Origin of the sequence: Pilimelia terevasa, from assembly GCF_014647915.1 — a bacterium.
GTDB classification, from domain to species: Bacteria; Actinomycetota; Actinomycetes; order Mycobacteriales; family Micromonosporaceae; genus Pilimelia; species Pilimelia terevasa.
The window spans coordinates 21244-42852 of record NZ_BMQC01000011.1; the positions used below are offsets into that span (position 1 = coordinate 21244).

10 protein-coding genes and 3 pseudogenes are annotated in these 21609 nt (G+C 69.5%); 7 read left to right on the forward strand and 6 right to left on the reverse strand.

Translation table 11 applies throughout. The features are described from left to right. Positions 1 to 45 precede the first annotated feature (45 nt). Positions 46 to 600 (reverse strand): annotated as a pseudogene (locus IEY75_RS15320) (transposase); the annotation flags it as partial. A 14-nt stretch (positions 601 to 614) separates the two neighbouring features. On the opposite strand from IEY75_RS15320, the pseudogene IEY75_RS21555 reads away from it, so the two are divergent. Next, positions 615 to 946: pseudogene (locus IEY75_RS21555) on the forward strand (IS30 family transposase); the annotation flags it as partial. Positions 947 to 975: 29 nt separating this feature from the next. On the opposite strand, the gene IEY75_RS15330 reads toward IEY75_RS21555, so the two are convergent. Next, on the reverse strand, positions 976 to 3225 hold the full coding sequence (locus IEY75_RS15330; RefSeq protein ID WP_189115040.1) for an ATP-binding protein: 2250 nt from the start codon (positions 3223 to 3225) through the stop codon (positions 976 to 978). Between the two features lie 238 nt (positions 3226 to 3463). Here IEY75_RS15330 and IEY75_RS15335 point away from each other — a divergent pair, with 238 nt between their 5' ends. Further along, complete coding sequence (locus tag IEY75_RS15335) at positions 3464 to 5278, forward strand: PAS domain S-box protein (RefSeq protein WP_189115041.1); 1815 nt, start codon at positions 3464 to 3466, stop codon at positions 5276 to 5278. 127 nt (positions 5279 to 5405) lie between these two features. Here IEY75_RS15335 and IEY75_RS20945 read toward each other — a convergent pair. Then, a pseudogene (locus tag IEY75_RS20945) lies at positions 5406 to 6089 on the reverse strand (IS3 family transposase); the annotation flags it as partial. Positions 6090 to 6901: 812 nt separating this feature from the next. Here IEY75_RS20945 and IEY75_RS21305 point away from each other — a divergent pair. Both IEY75_RS21305 and IEY75_RS15350 read left to right on the forward strand, forming a co-directional pair. Then, the gene (locus IEY75_RS21305; protein ID WP_189115042.1) at positions 6902 to 10873 is read left to right on the forward strand and encodes a beta strand repeat-containing protein; all 3972 of its coding nucleotides are present in this window, start codon (positions 6902 to 6904) and stop codon (positions 10871 to 10873) included. 645 nt (positions 10874 to 11518) lie between these two features. Next, complete coding sequence (locus tag IEY75_RS15350) at positions 11519 to 13327, forward strand: class I SAM-dependent methyltransferase (protein ID WP_189115043.1); 1809 nt, start codon at positions 11519 to 11521, stop codon at positions 13325 to 13327. A gap of 1237 nt (positions 13328 to 14564) precedes the next feature. Here IEY75_RS15350 and IEY75_RS15355 read toward each other — a convergent pair. Genes IEY75_RS15355 through glnA form a run of 3 tightly spaced genes read right to left on the reverse strand, consistent with a single transcriptional unit; the run spans position 14565 to position 18960 of the window. Then, a complete protein-coding gene (locus tag IEY75_RS15355; protein WP_189115044.1) occupies positions 14565 to 15869 on the reverse strand; it encodes an ammonium transporter in 1305 nt (434 codons plus the stop codon). After that, positions 15859 to 17517, reverse strand: a complete 1659-nt coding sequence (glsA, locus tag IEY75_RS15360) for a glutaminase A (RefSeq protein WP_229789742.1) — start codon at positions 17515 to 17517, stop codon at positions 15859 to 15861. Before glsA ends, IEY75_RS15355 begins: the two co-directional genes overlap by 11 nt. An 18-nt stretch (positions 17518 to 17535) precedes the next feature. Beyond that, complete coding sequence (gene glnA, locus IEY75_RS15365; protein WP_189115046.1) at positions 17536 to 18960, reverse strand: type I glutamate--ammonia ligase; 1425 nt, start codon at positions 18958 to 18960, stop codon at positions 17536 to 17538. A gap of 246 nt (positions 18961 to 19206) precedes the next feature. Between glnA and IEY75_RS15370 the strand changes: the two genes are divergently transcribed. From IEY75_RS15370 to IEY75_RS21310, 3 genes are all read left to right on the forward strand, one after another. Further along, complete coding sequence (locus IEY75_RS15370) at positions 19207 to 20181, forward strand: DUF1996 domain-containing protein (RefSeq protein ID WP_189115047.1); 975 nt, start codon at positions 19207 to 19209, stop codon at positions 20179 to 20181. A gap of 91 nt (positions 20182 to 20272) precedes the next feature. Then, the gene (locus IEY75_RS15375; RefSeq protein ID WP_189115048.1) at positions 20273 to 20821 is read left to right on the forward strand and encodes a sigma-70 family RNA polymerase sigma factor; all 549 of its coding nucleotides are present in this window, start codon (positions 20273 to 20275) and stop codon (positions 20819 to 20821) included. Continuing rightward, complete coding sequence (locus IEY75_RS21310; protein WP_268244358.1) at positions 20821 to 21522, forward strand: anti-sigma factor family protein; 702 nt, start codon at positions 20821 to 20823, stop codon at positions 21520 to 21522. The genes IEY75_RS15375 and IEY75_RS21310 overlap by 1 nt, the downstream gene beginning before the upstream one ends. Positions 21523 to 21609 lie beyond the last annotated feature (87 nt).

Below are 21609 nucleotides of genomic sequence, written 5' to 3' on the forward strand. Positions count from 1 at the left end.
CGCCATTCGACCTACATGTGCCTCAGTAGGTGTTTCGTAATGGTGTCAGTCGGGCCAGTCGAAGTGGCGGCGTTTCTGCCGTTGGGTGGGATGGTCGCGGGTGAGGCGGCGCAGCATCTGGTTGATGGCCGCCCACCGGATCATGGCTTCGGAGACCGTGGTGGTGCGTTCGTAGTCGCGGGCCAGGCGGCGGTGGGCGGTGAGCCAGGCCAGGGTGCGTTCGACGACCCAGCGTCGGCGGTGCACGACGAAGCCGCGCTGCCCGGCCGGTGGGCGCACGATGTCCAGGTTCATGCGCGAGCTGGTGGCGCACCAGTCGACGAGTCGGCCGGCGAAGCCCTGGTCAGCGAACACGTATCGCATGCCCGGCGCGGTGATCGTGGCGGCGATCAGGGCGCCTTTGGCGCCGTCGCGGTCCTGCCACGAGGCGGCAAGCACCCAGGCGGTGACCAGCAGCCCCAACGTGTCCGTGACGATGAACCGCTTACGGCCGTTGACCTTCTTCCCCGCGTCGTAGCCACGCGAATCGGCACCGACGGTGTCGGCGCCTTTGACGCTCTGGGAATCGATGATCCCGGCAGACGGCTGCGGGTCCCGGCCCCACCCACCCGCAACTCATCGGCGCGGTCAAAGGTCTACCCGTCCAGGCGCGCAAGTCGCTGACCTGGGATTGCGGCTCTGAGATGGTCCGGCACAAGCAAATCACCGCCACCACGATGCCGGTCTACTTCGCCCGCCCCACTCACCCTGGCAGCGCGGCAGCAACGAGAACCTCAACCGGATCGTCCGCGAATACCTCCCCAAAGCCGTGAAAATCACCTCCAGCCCGGACTACCTCGCCATGGTCGCCGCTGAAATCAACGACCAGCCCCGTGAGATCCTCGGCTGGAAGAAACCCTCCGAAGTATTCGCCGAGCTGATCAGCTCAGATGCTTCCACCGACTGAACCTGCCGTCCGGCCGTGGGGGTCGTGAATCAGCCTGCTGGCATCGTGAAGTGGAAGCGGCTCCCGCCGCCGGGGTTGTCGTCCACGGATATGGTGCCGCCGTGGCGTTGGACGATCCGTCGGCAGATGGCCAGGCCGAGTCCGGTTCCCTGGTAGCTCCCGGTCGTGTGGGCGCGGTGGAATGAGTCGAAAACTCGCGCGTGCTGCGTGGTCGGGATTCCGATTCCGTGGTCGGCGATGACTACCTTGACGAGGCCGTCCGCGTGGCGTTCAGCGCTGATTTCGACGTGGGCCGGCTGGCCTGGCGTGGTGTACTTGAGCGCGTTGCCGATGAGGTTGTCGAGGAGTTGGCGGAGCATCGCCCGGTCCGCGCGTACGGTTACGGCCACCGCATGGATGTCGATGAGGGGCAGCGTCGCCGACGTGTGGGTGGGCCCGGCGCACAGATGGGCGGTACGTTCGGTCACGACTTCACGGACCGCCTGGTTCAGATCGATTTCCTCGATCTTTTGGTTCGCATCGCGGGCGGTCGCATAGCTGAGCAGGTCGTCGATCAGCCGTCGCATGCGCTCTATTCCCCGGAGTATGGAGTCGACATTGTCCCCGTGGTCGGCGCGTACCGGTTCGCCCGGCGGTGCGGCCGACTCCTCTTGGAGCAGTTCCGCGTAGGCGGCCACGCTAGCCAGCGGCGACTTGAGGTCGTGGGCGACGACTCCGGCGAAGATGTTCAGTTCCTCGGTCTGTTCCAGTAGTTTGGCCTCGGTCAGCCGGCGTTGTGCGAGTTCCTGCTCCAGCAAGGCCGAGGCGACGGCGAGTTGCGCCTCGTGCTGCTTGCGGGCCGTGACGTCTCGCAGGACGGCGACTGCACCGGGGCGGGCGGCTCGGTGGTGCAGCGGCCGTGCGTTGACGCTGAGGACGGAACCGTCCGACGCGCCCCGGAAACCGATGATCATTTCTTCCCGGTCCACCGACTCGTCGCGCTGTGCCGCACGTGTCCACGGTAGGTCCTCGGTGTCGAATAACGAACCGTCCAGGCGATACGCCGGCTGGCTCGCCAGCCAGGCACTGTCGCCGGCGGGTCCGGTGATCGGGGCGGCGGCGCTGTTGTGGTGCACGAGTTGGCCCGACCGGTCCACCACGATTACCGCTTCGCTGATGCTGTCCATGATGAGTGCTAGCAGGTTCGCCTGGTCGCGGGCGGCGCGTTCTTGCCCGCGCAGCTGGGCAGTCGCGTCGGCCACCCGGGCTAGCGCTCGTGCACGGGCGCTGAGCAGCACGTACACGAGGACAGCGAGCAGCAGGGAGATGGCCGAGCCGGTCGCCGTCGCGCCGATGGGCAGCGACCGTCCGCTGCCGGGAAGGCTGGTGGCTGTCGCGGCGGTGTGGAGGCCCCACTGCTGCTGTGCCACGGGGATCGACACCGACCGGTGCAGGTCAGCGCCGGTCCCGTCACCCAGTTTGGCCACCGTGACCTGGGCGCCGCCTGCCCCCGGGGTGGTAAGGGTGACACCGAGCAAGTCTTGCGCGGTGCTCCGTAACGTCTGGCTGATGAAATCCTGGCCGCGCAGTCCCATCAGAATCCAGCCGCGAAAGGTGCGGCCCCCCGCACTGTCGACAGGGCTGTACACCGGCGCGGCGAGGACAAACGACATCTGCTGCTGGTCTACTGGCAGGCCGCGGTCGCGGAGGAGTTGGTAGGTGTCCGACACCACGGTTTGACCAGTCCGCCGTGCCTCCGTCAGGGCAGCGCTGGGCTGGGGAGCGTTGCGGATGTCGATCCCGGCCAGCGTTGGGGCGCTGCCGTCGAGGTTGCGGCTGAAGACGGTGAACATGTGCGTCCCGCCCGGATCACCGGGGGCAGGTTTGAATACCAACCCGGCCGCGCCCCGGCCCCGCCAGAACCGCTGGACCGCCCCGTACCGGTCCCGCTCGGCGGGCACGACGAACACCACCCCAGAGGCACCACTAAGCCGTTGGGCGGCCAGCGGGGCGGTGATGTCTGCGAAATCACCGGTCGTGAGTTCCGCTTGCGCGCCCACCGAGGCCGCCACATCACCGACAGCGTCGACATATCTGGTGGCCTCGGCGCCGACCGCCTGCTGCGCCAGAGCAGTCTGGCGATCCATCGTCTGACTCGCGACCTGGCCGCGCAGTCGCTCCAGGACGGCTACAGCGGCAAGTGTCAGACATATTCCCAGCCCGAGAGTGACGGCTGCCAACGCCAACGCGGAGCCGGGCTCCACGATCCGCCGCCATACTTCTCGGTTCGGCAACCGCACCGCCTGATCATCCCTCTGGCCGACGATATATAGTGTATTTTGGTAGAAATTACCACCAGTCGGGCAGCGCGGCGCTAGGACTGATGTAGCGTTGAAAGCAGCTCGATTCGACGATCGCCCGGGAAGTGGGCGAAGCATGCACCAGGAAGTACCGGCGTTTTCGGATGTCCGTGGCCAAGTCGGGGTGGAGCCGCCGGCACGCTCCGTGTTCCCCGCCGTACTCGTAGCCGTCGCGACCATGAGCAGCCTCGCCATACTCGACGCGGCTGCTGGGCCGACGCTCATCTTGGCGGGTTTGTTGGCCGCAGGCCCCTGCCTCGCTGCATCGTCCGGCCGCCCCCGGGCGGTGCTGTTCGTCGGGGGCTACGCGCTCCTGCTCATCTCCGCACTCGCGTGGTGGCCCAACAGGATCTGGGGCACGACACACCACCTGCTCTTCCTGCTCAGCACCGCCGCCGTGACCGCGGTCAGTGTCATGCTCGCCCGCCATACCCAGCAGCTCGAGGCGTTCGCTGTCCAGTCCCAGGGGCCACTGCGCACGCTTGCAGCCGTTGTCGCATCGACCGACGAAGCGATCATCGGCAAGACACTGCAGGGCGTTATCACGTCCTGGAACCCGGGCGCTGAACGGATGTACGGCTACACCGCCGCAGAGGCGGTCGGATCCCATATCTCGCTCATCTGCGGACCTGCCGGTGACCAGGACCTTCCGATGCTGCTGGCCCAGGTCGCCGCTGGCCGCAGCATCCAGGAGTACGAGACCCAGCGCAGGCGTAAAGACGGCACAGACATCGACGTGGCACTCACCATCTCACCCATCCACGACGCCCGCGGGGTCGTCGTCGGGGCGGCGGCAGTCGCCCGTGACATCACCACGCGTAAGGAGGAGCAGGAGCGGCGCGACACCGTACAGGAACGCACCCGGCAGGCCCAGCGCATGCAGAGCCTCGGCCAACTCGCCGGCGGCGTCGCCCACGACTTCAACAACCTGCTGGCCATGATCCTGAACTTCACGGCGTTCGCCGCCGAACGCAGCGCGGCCGACGCCGCCGTACAGGCGGATCTGGACAAGGTCCGCAACGCCGCCGAGCGCGGCGCAGGACTTACCCGACAACTGCTGCTGTTCAGTCGCGGCGAGCAAACCAGCACCGACGTACTCGACGCCAACGACTCCATCACTGAGGCCTGCGCGATGCTCTCCCGGGCAATCAGCGCGGACATCACACTCGTCACCACGCCGTACCACGAACCGGTGCTAATCAATGCTGACAGCGGCCAAATCCAGCAGGCACTGGTCAACCTCGCCATCAACGCCCGCGACGCGATGCCAAACGGCGGCACCCTCCGCATCGAGGCCAGCCCCATCGATTTCGACGAACACCAGCCAGACTTCCAACCGCCCCTACCGTCCGGGCGCTACGCGTGCCTGACCGTCAGCGACACCGGCACTGGCATGAACGACGAGACACTCGCCCACATCTTCGATCCATTCTTCACCACGAAAGCGGTAGGCTACGGGACCGGCCTAGGACTGGCCACCGTGTACGGCATCGTCACCGACGGCGGCGGCAGCCTCCACGTCAGCTCCACACTCGGCGCAGGTACCTCCCTCTCCCTGTACCTACCCCTGGCCTCCGGCTCGGGTCCGACCGCGAACTCCGCACCCTCCACTGCGGTCACACCGCTAGGACAGAACCAGACGGTCCTCGTGGTCGACGACCAGCCAGAAATCTGCGAAATGCTCACTCGAATCCTCGCCGCTGCCGGCTACCGCCCACTGTCGGCCACCGATGGACCGCAAGCGCTAAAAATCATGTCCGAGGAAAGCTGCGCGCTGCTAGTGACCGACACGGTGATGCCCGGGATGTCCGGCCGCCGCCTCGTCGAACTACTACGCCGCCTGCACCCCCACCTTCCCATCCTGTACATGTCCGGGGACGGCGCGGGCCTCCACGACGTCCCCTCCATCCCCCACGAAATCAGCTCCCTGGCAAAGCCATTCACGGCCAACGACCTGCTCCGGCAGGTCCACGACCTAATCGGTGGCCGGTAGTTTCGGCCGGGCTACCGGACTCCACGCCGCGGAACCCGATGCGCGGGCCACGGCAGGCCCGCGCCCGGCTCCAACTCGTTGAGGCGAACGACCAACCAGTGGCCGGGAGCGGCGTGCCGAGCAGCGGGGTGATGTCGGTCAGCCATAACCGGTCCGGAGCGGTGGCGGTGAACTCGCGGCCGACCAGGTCGTCCTGCACCGGCGGCCCCGACCGGCGCAGGCTCTTGCGAGCCCTGCGGGAAAACACCGACCAGATTCGCTGTTGAGCGCACAACCGCTGCACCCGGTTCTCGCCGGCGGCCACACCACGGTCGGTCAGTTCGTCGGCGATGAGCCGGTAGCCGAACGCCGGGTCGTCGGCGTGGATGTCGTAGGCGGCGTTGATCAGGTGGGCGTCGTCCCAGTCCCGCTGGCTGACCGGGTCAGCCTTCCATCGGTAGAACGCCTACTTGGAGAAACCCGACACCCGGCAGGTCACCGCCACGGGGATCCCGTCAGCAGCAAGGCCGAGGACAGCGGGTAGATCATTTTGGGGAGATGTCCCGGGCGAAGAACGCCGCCGCCCGGCGCAGGATCTCGTTCTCCTGCTCCAGCAGCTTGATCCGCCTCCGGGCCTCACGCAGGTCGGCGGACTGGACCGCGGTCACACCGGGCCGGTTTCCATCCTCGATGTCGGCCAGCTTCAACCAGCGGTGAAGACACGATTCGGAGATCCCGAATCCTTCGCGATCTGCGACAGCGGGGCCTCACCCCGGCGGCGGGCGACCGCGACGACGTCACGACGGAACTCAGGCGGGAACGCTTTCGGCACGGGTGCATCCTTCCAGGAGGACCAAGATCCTCACAGGTCAAGAGTCAACCAAAACCGGGGCAGTCCCATAGCGGACTAGTGGCACCCAGGTATGGAAGGTTTCTTACCCGACCCCGTGATCAACTTTTCTGTATGCCCCGGACCCAATCTGTGACGGTGGCCGCTGAGCTTCACGCCAGCGCTCCGCCGAGGCGCACGACGGGACGGTCACCCCGTATTTGCCAGGCTCGGCGCTGCCGTCGCTGTTGAGCGGACGCGCGGCGCTGCGTGGGCCGGCGATCCTGGCGCGCGGGGGCTGAGTTGCATTCGTAGGCGCGCGATGATTCGGTCGATTTATTGCCGATATTGGGCGTTATGCGCTATGTGCCGCTTAGCTTGATGGGGTAGGTGGTTGACGGTGGTGGGGGTTTGCGGTGTCGGTGCGACCGTGCAATGGCTGGGTGCGGCGGCTGGTCGGGGTGTGTGCCGCGCTGGGGGTGGTCGCCGGGGTTGTGGCTGTGCCGGTGGGGGCGTGGGCGGCGCCGGTGTGTGGTGCGGGAACGGTGTCGGTGACGCGGGTGTCGGGTCCGACGCTGTATCTGGAGCCAGGGACGCTGAACAGCGCCTACGCGATGTACAAGGTCACCAATGTCAGCGGTGCCGGTTACCAGGATCTGTGGGTGCAGATCGGTTCGTTCGCGGGTCCCTCGATTGGTCTGGCGGCTTCGGAGACCGGGCGGGCGCACCCGGGCGCCGTGGCGAACGGTGCTAGTGCGAACGCGGCGTTCTATCTGACCGCCTCTGCCGAGCATCTGGTGGCGGAGTCGCACAAGGTGAGCGTGTACACGACCCGCCCGGACCTGGCCGGGGGAGCGTTGTGTGAGGCGTCGTTCACGCTGGCGGCGGAGAACGACATCGCGGCGGCGGCGAATAAGGTGACGTCGGTGACCAGCAGTTCCACCCCGCAACTGGGTGGCAGGTTGACGATCACGGTGGTGGGGGACACCGGCACCATCGGGGCGGCGGGCAAGTTCACGGCGACGCCGGCGTCGTATGCGAGTTGGCCGGCTAACGCCTACCGGCTGACCGGGTCGCGGATCACGATGACCGGCGGTAACACCGGTGTGCACACTGATGTGCTGTACCTGTCGGGGCTGAACTCGTCGTCGACGGACTACACGGCTGAGTTCACCTTCGCCGTGGTCGGTACCACCGCCTCGACGACCGCGGTGAGTCCGATGACGCACATCTCCAGCGGCACTCAGGTCAAGCACACGTCGACGTCGAACTTCGGGAATCTGCCGGCGATTCCGCAAGTGGTCAACACCACCACCCTGGCGATGTCGGGGAGCCCCGGCTCCCTGCCGTCGCAGGGCGGGACCGGCACCTACACCGTCACCATCACCAACACCGGCGGCGGGGCGAGCACCCTGGACGATGTGGTTGTCACCCTGCCCGTGGGCACCAGCTATGTGCCAGGGTCGGCGACGTTCGCCGGGACCACCACCCCGGACCCGAGCATCAGCGGCAGCACGGCGACCTTCCTGAGCGGCCTGACTGTCCCGGCGAGCTCCAGCCGGACGTTGACGCTGCAGGTGACGGTGCCCGGCACACCGGGTGCCTATACCGCTTCGGCGACTGGACACATCGCCGCTGTGGCGGTGGACTCCACGCTGGGTACCGGCGACAGCGCGCCTCCCACCGCCGGGATCACTGTCGCCGGGCCGGCCCCTACGGTCACCGGGTTGAGCCCGACTACCGGCCCCGCGGCGGGCGGCACCAACGTCACCATCACCGGTACCACCCTGACCGGCGCAACGGCCGTGACCTTCGGCAACCAGCCCGCCACGGGGTTCACGGTGGTCAACCCCACCACGATCACCGCCGTCACCCCGCCGGGCAGCGGCGCTGTCGATGTCACCGTCACTACTCCTAACGGCACCTCCGCCGTGGTTCCCGCCGGTGTGTTCACCTACCAGGCGCCGCCGGTGCAGCCCCCCACACCAGCGAACCTGACCTCCACCGGCACCGGCACCACCGCGCAGACCGCTACGGTGACCATCCCCGCCGGCGGCACCGCCACCCTCCTGGACGCTCAGGGCAACCCCACCGCCGGCGCGGTCACCGTCACCGGCCAGGGCAGCTACAGCCTGTCCGGCACCACGATCACGTTCACCCCGGTCCTCGGCTTCACCGGCCAGGCCACACCCGTGGGCTACCGGGTCACCGACCAGTACCAGCAGTCCGGCAACGCCACCTACACCCCCACGGTCAACCCGCCCGCAGCCCCCAACCCCGGCAACCTCACCTCCACCGGCACCGGCACCGCAGCGCAGACTGCCACGATCACCATCCCAGCCGGTACGTCGGCGACCCTTCTGGACGGCCAAGGCAACCCCACCGCAGGAAACGTCACGGTCACCGGGCAGGGCAGTTACAGCCTGTCGGGCACGACGATCACGTTCACCCCGGTCCTCGGCTTCGCCGGCCAGGCCACACCCGTCGCCTACCGGATCACCGACGCCTACAACCAGTCCGGCGACGCCACCTACACCCCGACGGTCAACCCGCCCGCGGCGCCGAACCCGGGCAACCTCACCTCGACTGGTACCGGCACGGCAGCGCAAACCTCGACCGTCACCATCCCAGCCGGGATGTCGGCCACCTTGCTCGACGGCCAAGGCAACCCGACCGCGGGAACGGTGACGGTCACGGGCCAGGGCGGCTACAGCCTGTCGGGCACGACGATCACGTTCACCCCGGTCCTCGGCTTCGCCGGCCAGGCCACACCCGTCGCCTACCGGATCACCGACGCCTACAACCAGTCCGGCGACGCCACCTACACGCCCACCGTCAACCCGCCCGCGGCGCCCAACCCACCCAACCGGACCTCCACCGGCGTCAGCCCCGCCACCCAGTCGGTGACGATCACCCTCCCGGCCAACACCACCCCCACGCTGCTGGACACCCAAGGCAACCCCATCGGCGGGCCCGTCACGATCACCGGGGAAGGCGCCTACACCCTGTCCGGGGCCACCATCACCTTCACCCCACAGCAAACCTTCACCGGCACCGCTACCCCGGTCACGTACCGGCTCACCGACGCATACAACCAACACGGAGACGCCACCTACACCCCGACCGTCACCGCCGGCCTGCCCAACCCACCGCAGCCAAGCAACCTGACCTCCACCGGCACCGGCACCACCGCGCAAACCGTCACCGTGACCATCCCCACCGGCGGCACCGCCACCCTCCTGGACACTCAGGGCAACCCCACCGCCGGCGCGGTCACCGTCACCGGCCAGGGCAGCTACAGCCTGTCCGGCACCACGATCACGTTCACCCCGGTCCTCGGCTTCACCGGCCAGGCCACACCCGTGGGCTACCGGGTCACCGACCAGTACCAGCAGTCCGGCAACGCCACCTACACCCCCACGGTCAACCCGCCCACAGCCCCCAACCCCGGCAACCTCACCTCCACCGGCACCGGCACCGCAGCGCAGACTGCCACGATCACCATCCCGGCCGGTGGGTCGGCGACCCTCCTGGACGGCCAGGCAAGCCCCACCGCAGGGACGGTGACCGTAGCCGGGCAGGGCGGCTACAGCCTGTCGGGCACGACGATCACGTTCACCCCGGTCCTCGGCTTCGCCGGCCAGGCCACACCCGTCGCCTACCGGATCACCGACGCCTACAACCAGTCCGGCGACGCCACCTACACGCCCACCGTCAACCCGCCGGCGCCACCGACAGCGGCGAACCTGACCAGCACCGGCCAAGGTGTCCAAGAGCAGACCGCCGCCGTGACCGCACCCGCCGGCGGCGCCGTCCGGCTCCTCGACGGCGGCAACCCGGTCACCGACCTCACCGTCGATGACACCGGTGCCTTCGCGGTCACCAGCGCCGCCCTCACCTTCACCCCCGAGTTCGGCTACCTCGGCCAAACCACCGTCACCTACCGGCGCACCGACGCCTACGGCCAACACGCCACCGCCACCTACACAGCCACGGTGACCGCCCCACCACCACCGGCGGCCCCGGACCGCACCACCCGCGGGGTCGGCACCACACCACAAAGCACCGTCGTGCCCGTACCCCCCGGCGGCACGATCGCCCTCCTGGACGCAGCCGACAATCCCGTCAGCCAGGTGACGTTCGCCGGCAAGGGCACCTACCGACTCCAACTCATCCAGAGCGCAAACCTGCTGGCGGCGGCGCCGCGACGCGCCGGCGCGCTGCGCGCCACCGCCCTCACCACCGGCGCGAAAATCGTGTTCACCGCCGTCCTCGGCTACAAAGGAACCGCACCCGCCGTCGACTACCAGGTCACCGACGCCTACGGACAGACCGCCACCGCCACCTACACACCCACCGTCGTCCTACCACCACCACCGGCCTCACCACCGCAGACCAGCACCGGACCCCAAACCAACCCCCAACAGGTCACCCTGCCCGTACCCCCAGGCGGGACCGTCACCCTCATCGACGCCACCGGAAACCCCGTCACCACCCTGACCATCCCCGGACAGGGCACCTACACCCTCAACCCCACCACCGGCGTTCTGATCTTCACACCCCTACCCAACTTCACCGGCCAACCCGACCCCGTCACCTACCAACTCACCGACGCCTACGGCCAAACCTCCACCGCCACCTACACCCCCGCCGTCATCGGCGCTCTACCCGTCACCGGCACAGGCGCACCCACCAACCAACTCGCCACGACCGGGCTCCTACTCCTGCTCCTGGGCGCACTCCTCACCACAGCCACCCAACACAAGCGACCGACGGCCGGCCGGTGAAGCCCACACCACCCGAACCAGTTGTGGCTGTCCGACATCACCGAACACCACACCACTTGGATTCCCATCACCCGGCGGACGGATCGCGGGAATGAGTAGTTCGTCGGCGGCGGCCGGTAGGTGCTCCTCCAGTTTCAGCGCGACGGCCCGGCGTGGCGCGAAGGCGCCCGTCTGCAGGGAGGCACAGCGCGGACCGGTGCCGCGTCGAGATAGTCGTCGGCCTCGTGGCTGAGACGGCAGGCTGGATCCGCGGGCCGGTAGTGGCAGTTGGTGGCGCAAGCTGTGGCGGTGTGCGGTGGTTGTCGTCGGGGTGGGACGCCCGGTGCCCGGGCACGCCGCAGGTGGGGGCAATGCCCGCCGCGTGCGGTGGCAGTGGCTTGACGCCGTCCGGCCGGGGTCGGGACCGTGGGCGTCGCCCCGGCGGCGCTAGTGACGCGTGCCTGGAGTGGTCTTGTGGTGTGGGCGCGCGATGGTGAGGCACCAGCCGCGGCGCGGTGGGCGGTGTTGCGGCCACTGCTGCCTGCACTGACAGGTCCAGGGCGGCCGCCGTCCACGGTCCCGCGGGAGCCTCTTCGTCCGACACTCGTGGTGACGCGTGGTGTGCCGTGGGTACAGTCGGGGACACCGCGTGCGAGGGGCCGTTGTGTGAAGAAGCTACGCACCGAATTCGACCGGCTCGGGTTGTTGATCGCGGGCATGGCAGCGGTGCTGCTCAGCGTCAGTGACCTGACGGGGATCATCGACCTTCCTGTGCTCAGCCAAAGCACGCCCAAGTTCGCGCTGCTGGTATCCGGGATGACCCTCATGATCGTCGCGAGCACCCTCACCACCGCCGGCCGGCTCACCCACGAGCGGCTGGCCGCGCTGCGCGACGTGGTCGTTGGGCAGCGGCAGGCACAGCAGCGGGAGGCCGCGGCGCTCCAGCAGGCTACCGCCGACCAGTTGGCGGCCATGCACGCCGAGCTGCTCGGACAGCTACGGCACAACCACGCCGCCATCAGCCGGGCGGTGGTGGCCCAGCTCCCGGACCTGCTGGAGCAGACCGAACCCTCGGTGCTACGGATCTACCGGCCGTACCTGGAGGAGATCTTCCGGACGCCGGCCCGGGTACTGACCGAGGGGCGATTCCGACTGGAGAGTGTGGACCAGCAGCGCAGCTTCCACCGGCGTGCCTTCGACCAGCACCCGGGCGGGCACTTCGTCGCCACCAGCCTGCCCACCCGTCGCTACTTCTGGCAGTCCGACTACGTCGAACGGGCGATGGCCGGGTTCGTGGCCGGCGGCGGGATCATGGAGCGGGTGTTCTTCCTCCCCCACGGCGCCGACACACTCGCCGACCCAGAGTGCCGGGCGATCATCGATGCGCACGCCGAGATGGGGGTTCGGGTATCGGTGCTGGACGTGTCCCGGGCGCCGGTACCCACCCACCGGTTCTTCTTCGCGGCCGCCTCCGGTGCCTTCGCCTGGGAAGCGATGCGCGGCCCCGACGACCAGATCACCTCCTTCGAGGTGACCGCCAACCAGGTCGACACCCATCGCTACCTGGAGCTGTTCGACCAGATCCGGAACATGGCCGAGCCCTACCGGCCGGGCCTGGCGGCGGCCCGCCAGATCGGCGGCCCCTGCGCCGTGGCGGTGTCCCGAGAACCGGCCGCGTTCACCGAGTTCGAGCGACGCGGCTGGCAACGAGCGGCCCCGGTCTACGCGGAGGTATGGTCGCCGCTGACCCGCCAGACCAACGACAGCGTCCTGGACGCCCTGGCGGTCGACGTGGACACCACGCTGCTGGACGTGGCCTGCGGCGTCGGAGACCTGACCGCCGCCGCAGCCGACCGCGGCGGGACCGCGGCCGGCGTCGACTTCTGCCCCGCGATGCTCGATCTGGCCCGGCAGCGCCACCCGGGGCTAACGTTCGGCGCGCAGGCGGCGCAGCAGCTGGCGTACGGCAGCGACCGCTTCGACGCGGTGGCGATAAACTTCGGCCTCCTGCACGTCCCGGACCCCGAGGCGGCGCTACGCGAGGCGTACCGGGTACTGCGCCCAGGGGGGCGGTTCGCCTTCACGGTCTGGGCGGAGCCGGTAGAGGCGGTCGCCTTCGAGTGGATCCTGCGGGCGGTCGCCGACTGTGGCGAGCAGGTGACGGTGCCGCACGGCCCGGACTTCTTCCACTTTGGCCGAGCCGCGGAATGCCGGGTGGCACTGACCACCGCGGGGTTCGCCGCCGTCAACGTCGTACGCCTGGACCTGGACTGGCGACTGTCCTCGTCACGTGCGGTGTACCCGGCGTTCCACGCCGGCACCGCGCGTATCGGCGGCCTGCTACAACAGCAGAGCCCGGCCGCACAGGAGCGCATCCGGTCGCAGGTGGACGCCTCGGCACGGGAACTGGCGGACGCCGACGGGGGGCTGGTCGTCCCGATGCCCGCCGTGCTGGCGTACGGCGTCAAGCACTGACCGGGGGCATGTCCACACCATCTATGCAATCCTTTACCGTCGCGCGCACGGCCCAGTTTTCGGCATGAGCAGATATCCACGGGTTAGTGCGGCGTTATCTGGCCGCCGCCGATCGGGCCTAGCTGACAAAGTAGTTCTCCACGTCACTCACGCCCAGATCAACGAACGACCAGACCAGTCAACAACCCAAATGACACGCGGCCTCAGGGGCCATCGCCAAGAGCCCGTGATTGCTCCTCACTACCGGCGGACTCCGGTCGGCCACGCGGCGGCTCTGTCTCTACGAGTTCGACGGCTTCATCCGGCGGCACTCGTGCCGGCAGCTCGCCAAACCGTACAGATCGCTGGTTCTCACGATCAGCATCGGCGTGTTGTTTGTCTGTCATGAACCGATTTTCGCACAAGCGTCATTCAGGATGGGGGCGAAAGATATGGCACCTTCCAGCGCGTACGCAGCCCGCACTCAACTCGGTATGGGCGTGTCAGTGTCCACCTACGTGCCGAGCGGCTGGGGCTGACGTCGGCGAGGGCGCCGCTGGATGGCTGGCGGTGGTGTATGCGTCCGGCGGCGACGATGGTCGTTGGACGTGTTCGGGTCGACGCCGCTTACGTTCAGTGAGGGGTCCAGGCGCCGGACAAGTTCTGCCTCCGTAGTAGCCGGCTCCGCGTCCTCAGCCCAGGTCAGCCGCAGGGGGGTCTGTCAAACGTTCGTCTTAGAATCGGGAGCCAGGTAGCCCTCACGCCCCAGGCGCGTGCGCCGCACATAGGCGATGAACTGCCCAAACGCGGATCGCTGCTCCAAGTCCGCCCCAACGATTGGCCGCTGTGCGGTCGATGTGTGCTTGAGCGTCGTGATCCTGCCGAAAGGCCCCGATCCTGTTGCTCCGAGTACGACTATCCACAGCGATATACAGCGCTCGCACCTATGGTGACCAGGGCAGATGTCCGTGCGGCCTTGCGTGCGCGCTCCGTGCCGGCTCCCCGGGACGCCGTAGCGAAGATCGCTGGTCGGCCTACGCGCCAGCCGGTCCGCCCGCTGGCACTGCCACACCCCGCAAACTGGCCACGCCGTCCTCGTAGCCGTTGCCGCCCTGCTGAACGCAGGGTGCTCGGCAGGGGCGGCGGTGCCGGCTCGGGCAGCCCGCGGTCCGGCTCGACTGCGCCGCCACTGTTCAGCCGTCCCCGGCGGGGCGGCCACGCCCCACGCCGGGGCGTGGCCGCCAGATCATCGCTGTGGTCAGGCGTCGACTTTCGCCGGGGTGCCGTTGACCGCCGGGGCGGGCGGCCGCGCGGCTTCCCGCAGGTCGTAGCCGAGGACGGCGTGGCTGGTGATGTCGATGCCGGCGACCTCGTCGCGGACGGGGATCCGGAAGCCCAGCACCCGGTCGATCACTTTGGCGATCGCCCACGCGGCACCGAAGGCGTAGAGGCCGACCGCGAGCGGCCCGAGTAGCTGCAGCCCGAGCTGCTGCAGGCCGCCGCCGTAGAGCAGGCCCTGGTGCTGCTGCGGGAGAAAGGTGTACCGGGCGAGGATCCCCAGCGAGACCGCGCCGACGAGGCCGCCGACCAGGTGGACGCCGACCACGTCGAGCGAGTCGTCGTAGCCGAGCCGGTTCTTCAGCTCAACCGCCCAGGCGCAGATCGCCCCGGCCGCCGCGCCGATCACCGCTGCGGCCCACGGGTCCACGAAGCCGCAGGCCGGGGTGATCGCCACCAGCCCGGCGACGGCGCCGGAGGCGATGCCGATCGCGCTGTAGTGGCCGTGCCGGTACTTGTCCACCGCGAGCCACACCCCCGCGCCGACGGCGGAGGCGATCAGGGTGTTCATGAACGCCAGGGCTGTGGTGGAGTCGACCGCCAGCTCGGAGCCGGCGTTGAAGCCGAACCAGCCGAACCAGAGCAGGCCCGCGCCGAGTAGCACCAGCGGGACGTTGTGCGGCTGCTGGTGGCCCGGCCGGTGCCGTCGGCCGAGGACCAGGGTCAGGGCGAGTGCCGCGGCGCCGGCGTTGATGTGTACGACGGTCCCGCCGGCGAAGTCCTCGATGCCGAGTTCGGCGAGCCAGCCGCCGCCCCACACCCAGTGCGCGACCGGGAAGTACACGACGGTGGCGTAGACCAGTGAGAACACCACCCAGGCGGTGAACCGGGCCCGGTCGACGACCGCCCCGCTGACCAGCGCCACCGTGATGACGGCGAAGGTGAGCTGGAAGGCGGAGAAGACGAGCTGGGGCAGGTTGTCGCCGGTCTCCGGTGACAGGCCCGGGTAGACCGTGTCGACCAGCCCCTGCAGCCCCAGGTGGTCGAGGCCGCCGACGACCGCGTTGACCGCTGCGTCGCCGGCGGGGTCGAAGGCCAGCGAGTGGCCGTACAGCACCCAGGCCACGGTGACGGTGGCGATGCTGACGAACGACATCATCATCATGTTCAGGGCGCCACGGACGCTGGTCAGCCCGCCGTAGAAGAAGGCCAGCCCGGGCGTCATCAGCAGCACGAGCGCGGTGGCGGCGAGCATCCAGGCCGTGGCTCCAGTGTCAATGGGCATTGCTGCGCTCCTTTCGCGTCGTGGGGACCGTAGACGCGGCGGCGGCGGGCGTGGGCAGTGGCGCGTCGCCAGCGGCGAGCAGGGCCAGGACCTCGGCGTGGCCGCCGCGGCGGGCGTCGTCTGCCGGGGTACCGCCCCAGCGGTCCACCGACGTGGGCTGCCGCACCAGGCTGAGCAGGTGCGCGACCACGTCGGGGTGGCCCTCGGAGGCGGCCAGGTGCAGGGCGGTGCGTCCGTCGTAGTCGGCGGCGTCGGGGTCCACTCCGGAGGCGATGATCGCCCGGACTTCCTCCAGGTCGCCTTCGCTGGCGGCCCAGCACAGCCGGATCACTCCGTTGATCTCGGCTTCGTGCTTGCGCAGGCGCGGGTCGCGCTTGCTGCCCCGGCCACCGGTGACCAGGCCGTCGTAGGTGTGGAAGTTGTACCGGGCGACGAGCTGTTCGCAGAACCGCACGCCGCGGACCGAGTTGCCGATCGGGTCGAGCCGCGGGGACCAGACGCACACGCCCATCACCTGCGGTACCACCACCATTACGGCGCCGGAGACGCCGCTCTTGGCGGGCAGGCCGATCGAGAAGGCGAACTCGCCGGAGTAGTCGTACATGCCGCAGGAGGACATCAGCGACAGGCAGCGCTGCACGGTGCTGGTGGCGAGTACCTGTTCGCCGGTCACCGGGCAACGCCCCCCGTTGGCCAGGGTCCCGGCGACCATGCCCAGCGCCCTGGCGTTGACCTCGATGGAGCAGCACTGGAAGTAGAACTCGAGCGTCTCCACCAGGTCGGTGGTCGGCGGGAAGGCGCGGTTCTCCCGCATCGAGTAGCCGAGCGCGAAGTTGCGGTCCGCGGTGGCCCGCTCGGAGAGGTAGACGGCGTTGTTGAAGCCGACCCGGCCGCCGCCGGCCAGCCGGCGCCAGGCGTCGGCGACGAAGTCGAAGCGATCGGCGACGTTGAGGTCGGGGCGGATGAGCGCGCCGGACATGATCCCGCCGGCGTTGATCAACGGGTTGTGCGGCAGCCCGTCGCGGTTGAAGGTGAGTTCGTTGAAACCCTGCCCGCTGGGCTCTCGACCCACGTGCTTGTGCACCCCGTCCGGCCCGTGCTCCTCCAGCGCGAGGCAGTAGTTGATTGCCTTGCTGATCGACTGGACGCAGAACGTCGCGTCCGAGTCGCCGAGGGCGAGCTGCTGGCCGTCCACGGTGCACACGGCGACCGCGAACTGGTCCGGTTCGACCCGGGCCAGTTGCGGGATGTAGTCGGCGACCCGCCCCGACCGGTCCTCCCGGGCGGCCTGGTAGATGCCCGTCAGCTCCCCGGCGAAGGTGGTGAAGTCGGGGATCACCAGCTCGCCGGCGGCGGCCCGGCTGATCAGGCCGCCGTCGCTGCCGCACAGGGCCACGAACTGGTCGAGGGTCAGCGGTTCGTCGCTGTCTCCCACCGTCAGGGTACTGCCGCGCAGTCGCGGGTCGTCGGCGCTGATGCCGACCCGGCGCAGTTGGCCGAGGACGGCGCCGCGGGTGACCGTGCCGTCGAGCCGCCGCGGGAACGACTCGTAGATTCGCCGGTACGGGCCGGAGCGGTCCGGGGCGTCGGCGGCCGCCGGTGTGGTCGAGGGCGCGGCGGTCGCGGTACGGTTCCTGGTCGAGGCCATCATGTGTCTCCGTCCGGCTCAGATGTCGAAGTAGAGGGCGAACTCGTGCGGCGTGGGGCGCAGCCGGATCGGGTCCACCTCCAGCTCGCGCTTCATCGAGATCCAGGTCTCGACCAGGTCGGGGGTGAAGACGCCGCCGTCGAGCAGGTAGTCGTGGTCGGACTCCAGCGCGTCCAGCACCTCCGGCAGCGAGCCGGGTACCTGGCGCACCTGCCGGGCCTCGGCCGGGGTGAGCTGGTAGAGGTCCCGGTCCATCGGCTCCGGGGGCTCGGTCTTGTTCTTGATGCCGTCCAGGCCGGCGAGCAGCATGGCGGAGAACGCCAGGTACGGGTTCGCCGACGGGTCGGGCACCCGGAACTCGACCCGCTTGGCCGCCGGGTCGGACCCGGTGATCGGGATGCGGGTGCAGGCGGATCGGTTGCGCTGGGAGTAGACCAGGTTCACCGGGGCTTCGTAGCCGGGCACGAGCCGGCGGTAGGAGTTGACCGTCGGGTTGGTGAAGGCCAGCAGCGACGGCGCGTGCTCCAGCAGGCCGCCGATGTACCAGCGGGCCGTGTCCGACAGCCCCGCGTAGCCGGACTCGTCGTAGAACAGCGGCTCGCCGTCGATCCACAGGCTCTGGTGGGCGTGCATGCCGGAGCCGTTGTCGCCGAAGATCGGCTTGGGCATGAACGTGGCCGTCTTGCCGGCCGCCCAGGCCGTGTTCTTCACGACGTACTTGAAGGCCATCAGGTTGTCCGCCGCCTGCAGCAGCGTGGCGAACCGGTAGTTGATCTCGCCCTGGCCGGCGGTACCGACCTCGTGGTGCGCCCGCTCCACCCGCAGCCCCACGCCGGTCAGCTGGCGGACCATCTCGTCGCGCAGGTCGGCGTGCTGGTCGGTCGGGCCGACCGGGAAGTACCCGCCCTTGTGCCGGGTCTTGTAGCCGCGGTTACCGCCGGGCTCGTCGCGGCCGGTGTTCCAGGCCGCCTCGTCGGAGTCCAGGTAGTAGAACCCGGCCTGCGCGCTGGTGTCGTACCGCACGGAGTCGAAGACGTAGAACTCGGCCTCCGCGCCGAAGCAGGCCGTGTCGGCGACGCCGGTCGTACGCAGGTGCGCCTCTGCCTTGGCGGCGATGTGCCGCGGGTCCCGGCTGTACGGCTGGCCGGTGAGCGGGTCGTGGATGAAGAAGTTGAGCGCCAACGTCTTCTGTGCCCGGAACGGGTCGACGAAGGCGGTGCTCACGTCGGGGCGCAGGAGCATGTCCGACTCGTGGATCTCCTGGAAGCCGCGGATGGAGGAGCCGTCGAAGGCCAGCCCTTCGCCGAGCAGCTCGGCGGTGCAGGCCTGCGCGGGTACCGTGAAGTGCTGCATCACCCCGGGCAGGTCGCAGAAGCGGACGTCGACGGACCGGACGTCCTCGTCGCGGACGTACCGGAGCAGATCCTCGTGCGATGAGAACATGAAAACTCCTCCTGTTTGGTGGGCGCAGGTAGTGCCGTCGCCCTGCACGTGGTGTGGATGGGACGGGTTACCTCTCGCCGGCGCTGGCCCTGCGCGACCCGGGTACCGCGTCGCTCCCCATACGGACGGCACCCGAACCTGGTTCAAAGTTTTCCGGCCCGGCATTCGTCCGACCTTCCCGACGGTCACCCCGCCGCGTACGCCAGCGGCTTCCCCGCGCTGCCGCCGCGCCCTAACGTTGGCGACATGCAGGCCACGTTCCCGCCGCATTCCGACCGGCAGCGGCGCCGCGTCCGGCTGTCCGCCGCCGCGCTTGCCCTCACCCTCGTCGGCGGCACCGGGGCCTGGCTCGCCCGCGACCCGACGCCGGACTGGCCGGACTACGTGGACATCGGCCAGGTCAACCAGCTCACCTCGACCTGGCCTCCCACCCCCGGCGACACCGCGGGCACCGGCTCCTACACCTGGTCGTGCGGACGCAACGAGATCGGCCACCGCAACAGCGCCAACGTCGTCGTCACGCCCGGCTCCACCGGACCCGTCCACCACACCCACGAGTACGTCGGCAACACCTCCACCGGTGCCGACTCCACCGACGCCAGCCTCGCCGCGGCGGGCACCACCTGCGACAACGACGACCGGTCCACCTACTACTGGCCGGTCCTGCGCCTGGCGCCGCCCGACGGTGGCCAGGACGGCCAGCACGGAGCGATCCAGACGCCCGCCGCGGTGACGCTCACCCTGTACGGAAGCCCGGTCGGACCCGTGGTCGCCCCACCCGGCGGCCTGCGGGCCGCCGTCGGTGACGCGCTGGCCGTGACCGACGGCGGCCGGCACGCCGCTGCCACCTGGACCTGCGCCGACAGCCCCCGACGGCGCACCGACCGCTACCCCCGCTGCGGTCCGGGCCAACGGGTCCTGCGGGTCTTCGACTTCCCGAGCTGCTGGGACGGGCGCCGCACGGACAGCCGCGACCACCGTGAGCACCTCGTCCCGACCGCAGCCGACGGCCACTGCCCACCCCGGACGTTCCCCGTCCCCCAGCTTCAGGTCATCGTCGCCTACGACCTGCCGACCGGCCGACGCTTCCTGGTCGACGCCTTCGCCGACCAGAACCACAGCCCCCGCACCGACCACGCGTTCGCGCTCAACCTGATGCCGGCGCCGGTCCTCGCCGAAGCGGTGTCATGCCTCAACGCCGGCCGCGCCTGCCGCGGCTGACCACCCGGGAACCAAGAAATGGTGAACCGGATCCGGGCGGCGTCCGTAGTGCGGACGACCCCCGTGTCAGCAGCGCACAGGAGGCAGCCGGATGGTCAGACTGAAGGTCCGCTCAAGTCAGCGGACCAGGGACGAGGCCCTGGTCCGTGCCCTCTACGAGGAGCACGGCGCGGCGATCCTCGCCTACGCCGCCCGGCTCACCGGGGACCGCGCCGCGGCCGAGGACATCCTCCAGGAGACCCTCATCCGGGCCTGGCGGCACGCGGGCGACCTGTCCGCCGCGGCCGGCTCCATCCGCGGCTGGATGTTCACCGTCGCCCGCAACCTGGTCGCCGACCGGGGCCGCGCCCGCGGCGCCCGACCGACCGAAGTAGCGCAGGCGCCGACGACCGTCCCCGTCGAGCACGACCACGCCCAGTCGGTGGTGGACTCGCTGGTCGCCCTCGACGCGCTCGAGCGGATCTCGGCCGAGCACCGCAGCGTCCTGGTGTCGATCTACTTCCACGGCCGCAGCGTCGCCGAGACCGCCGAGGCACTCGGCATCCCAGCCGGCACCGTCAAGTCGCGCTGCCACCACGCGCTCAGACAACTGCGGCACTCGTCGCTGGGGCGCTCCATCGTTTTGGAAGGGGTAGCCTGATGACCATCACCCCGCACCACAATCCCCTACTCGGCGCGTACGCCCTCGACGCCCTCGACCAGTCCGAGCGAACCGAGGCGGACGCCCACCTGGCCGGCTGCGCCGACTGCCGGGCCGAACTCACCGAACTGACCGCCGTCCGTGCCGCCCTGGGCCACCTGCCGCCGGAGGCGCTGCTGCACGGGCCGCCCGACGCCGACCTCGTCCTACACCGCACCCTACGCCAGGTCCGTAAGGAGAACACCGCCCGCCAGCGGTGGGGACTATCCGCGGCGGCCGCCGCGACCGTCGCCGCCCTCGCCGGAGCGGTCCTGGCCGGCGCCGCCCTAACCAGCCGATCCGCGCCGCCGCCGACCGCGGCACCGCCGACCACCACCGCCGAACCGCAGCCGCCCGGTACCCGCATCGCCACCACCCAGGACCCGCGCACCCACGTCCGCGTCACCGCGTCCATCATCCCGGTGGCCAACTGGGTGCGCATCAACGTGGCCGTCAACGGCATCGCGCAGGGCCAGGACTGCCGCCTGATCGTCGTCGACCGGCAGGGCCGGCGCATGATCGCCGGCGGCTGGATCGTCTCCGAAAAAGGCGAGCGAGACGGCACCAACCTGGACGGCACGGCCGCGATCGCAGTCGGCCAGGTCAGCGCAGTCGAAGTCGAGAACACTGCCGGCACCCGCCTAGTTTCCCTGCGGGTGTGAACGGCGCGAACCTCACCAACGAGCCTCGGCTACATTCCGTGTCACCTCACCAGAAGGCGTCGCCAAGGTGTCAGTGATCCCACTGCT

What these genes read in the sequence shown, in the direction of transcription:
- IEY75_RS15335 (WP_189115041.1), top strand. Translation starts at nt 3,464, where the DNA reads ATGAGCAGCCTCGCCATACTCGACGCGGCTGCTGGGCCGACGCTCATC.
- IEY75_RS15355 (WP_189115044.1), bottom strand. Translation starts at nt 15,869, where the DNA reads ATGCCCATTGACACTGGAGCCACGGCCTGGATGCTCGCCGCCACCGCG.
- glsA (WP_229789742.1), bottom strand. Translation starts at nt 17,517, where the DNA reads ATGGCCTCGACCAGGAACCGTACCGCGACCGCCGCGCCCTCGACCACA.
- glnA (WP_189115046.1), bottom strand. Translation starts at nt 18,960, where the DNA reads ATGTTCTCATCGCACGAGGATCTGCTCCGGTACGTCCGCGACGAGGAC.
- IEY75_RS15370 (WP_189115047.1), top strand. Translation starts at nt 19,207, where the DNA reads ATGCAGGCCACGTTCCCGCCGCATTCCGACCGGCAGCGGCGCCGCGTC.
- IEY75_RS15375 (WP_189115048.1), top strand. Translation starts at nt 20,273, where the DNA reads ATGGTCAGACTGAAGGTCCGCTCAAGTCAGCGGACCAGGGACGAGGCC.
- IEY75_RS21310 (WP_268244358.1), top strand. Translation starts at nt 20,821, where the DNA reads ATGACCATCACCCCGCACCACAATCCCCTACTCGGCGCGTACGCCCTC.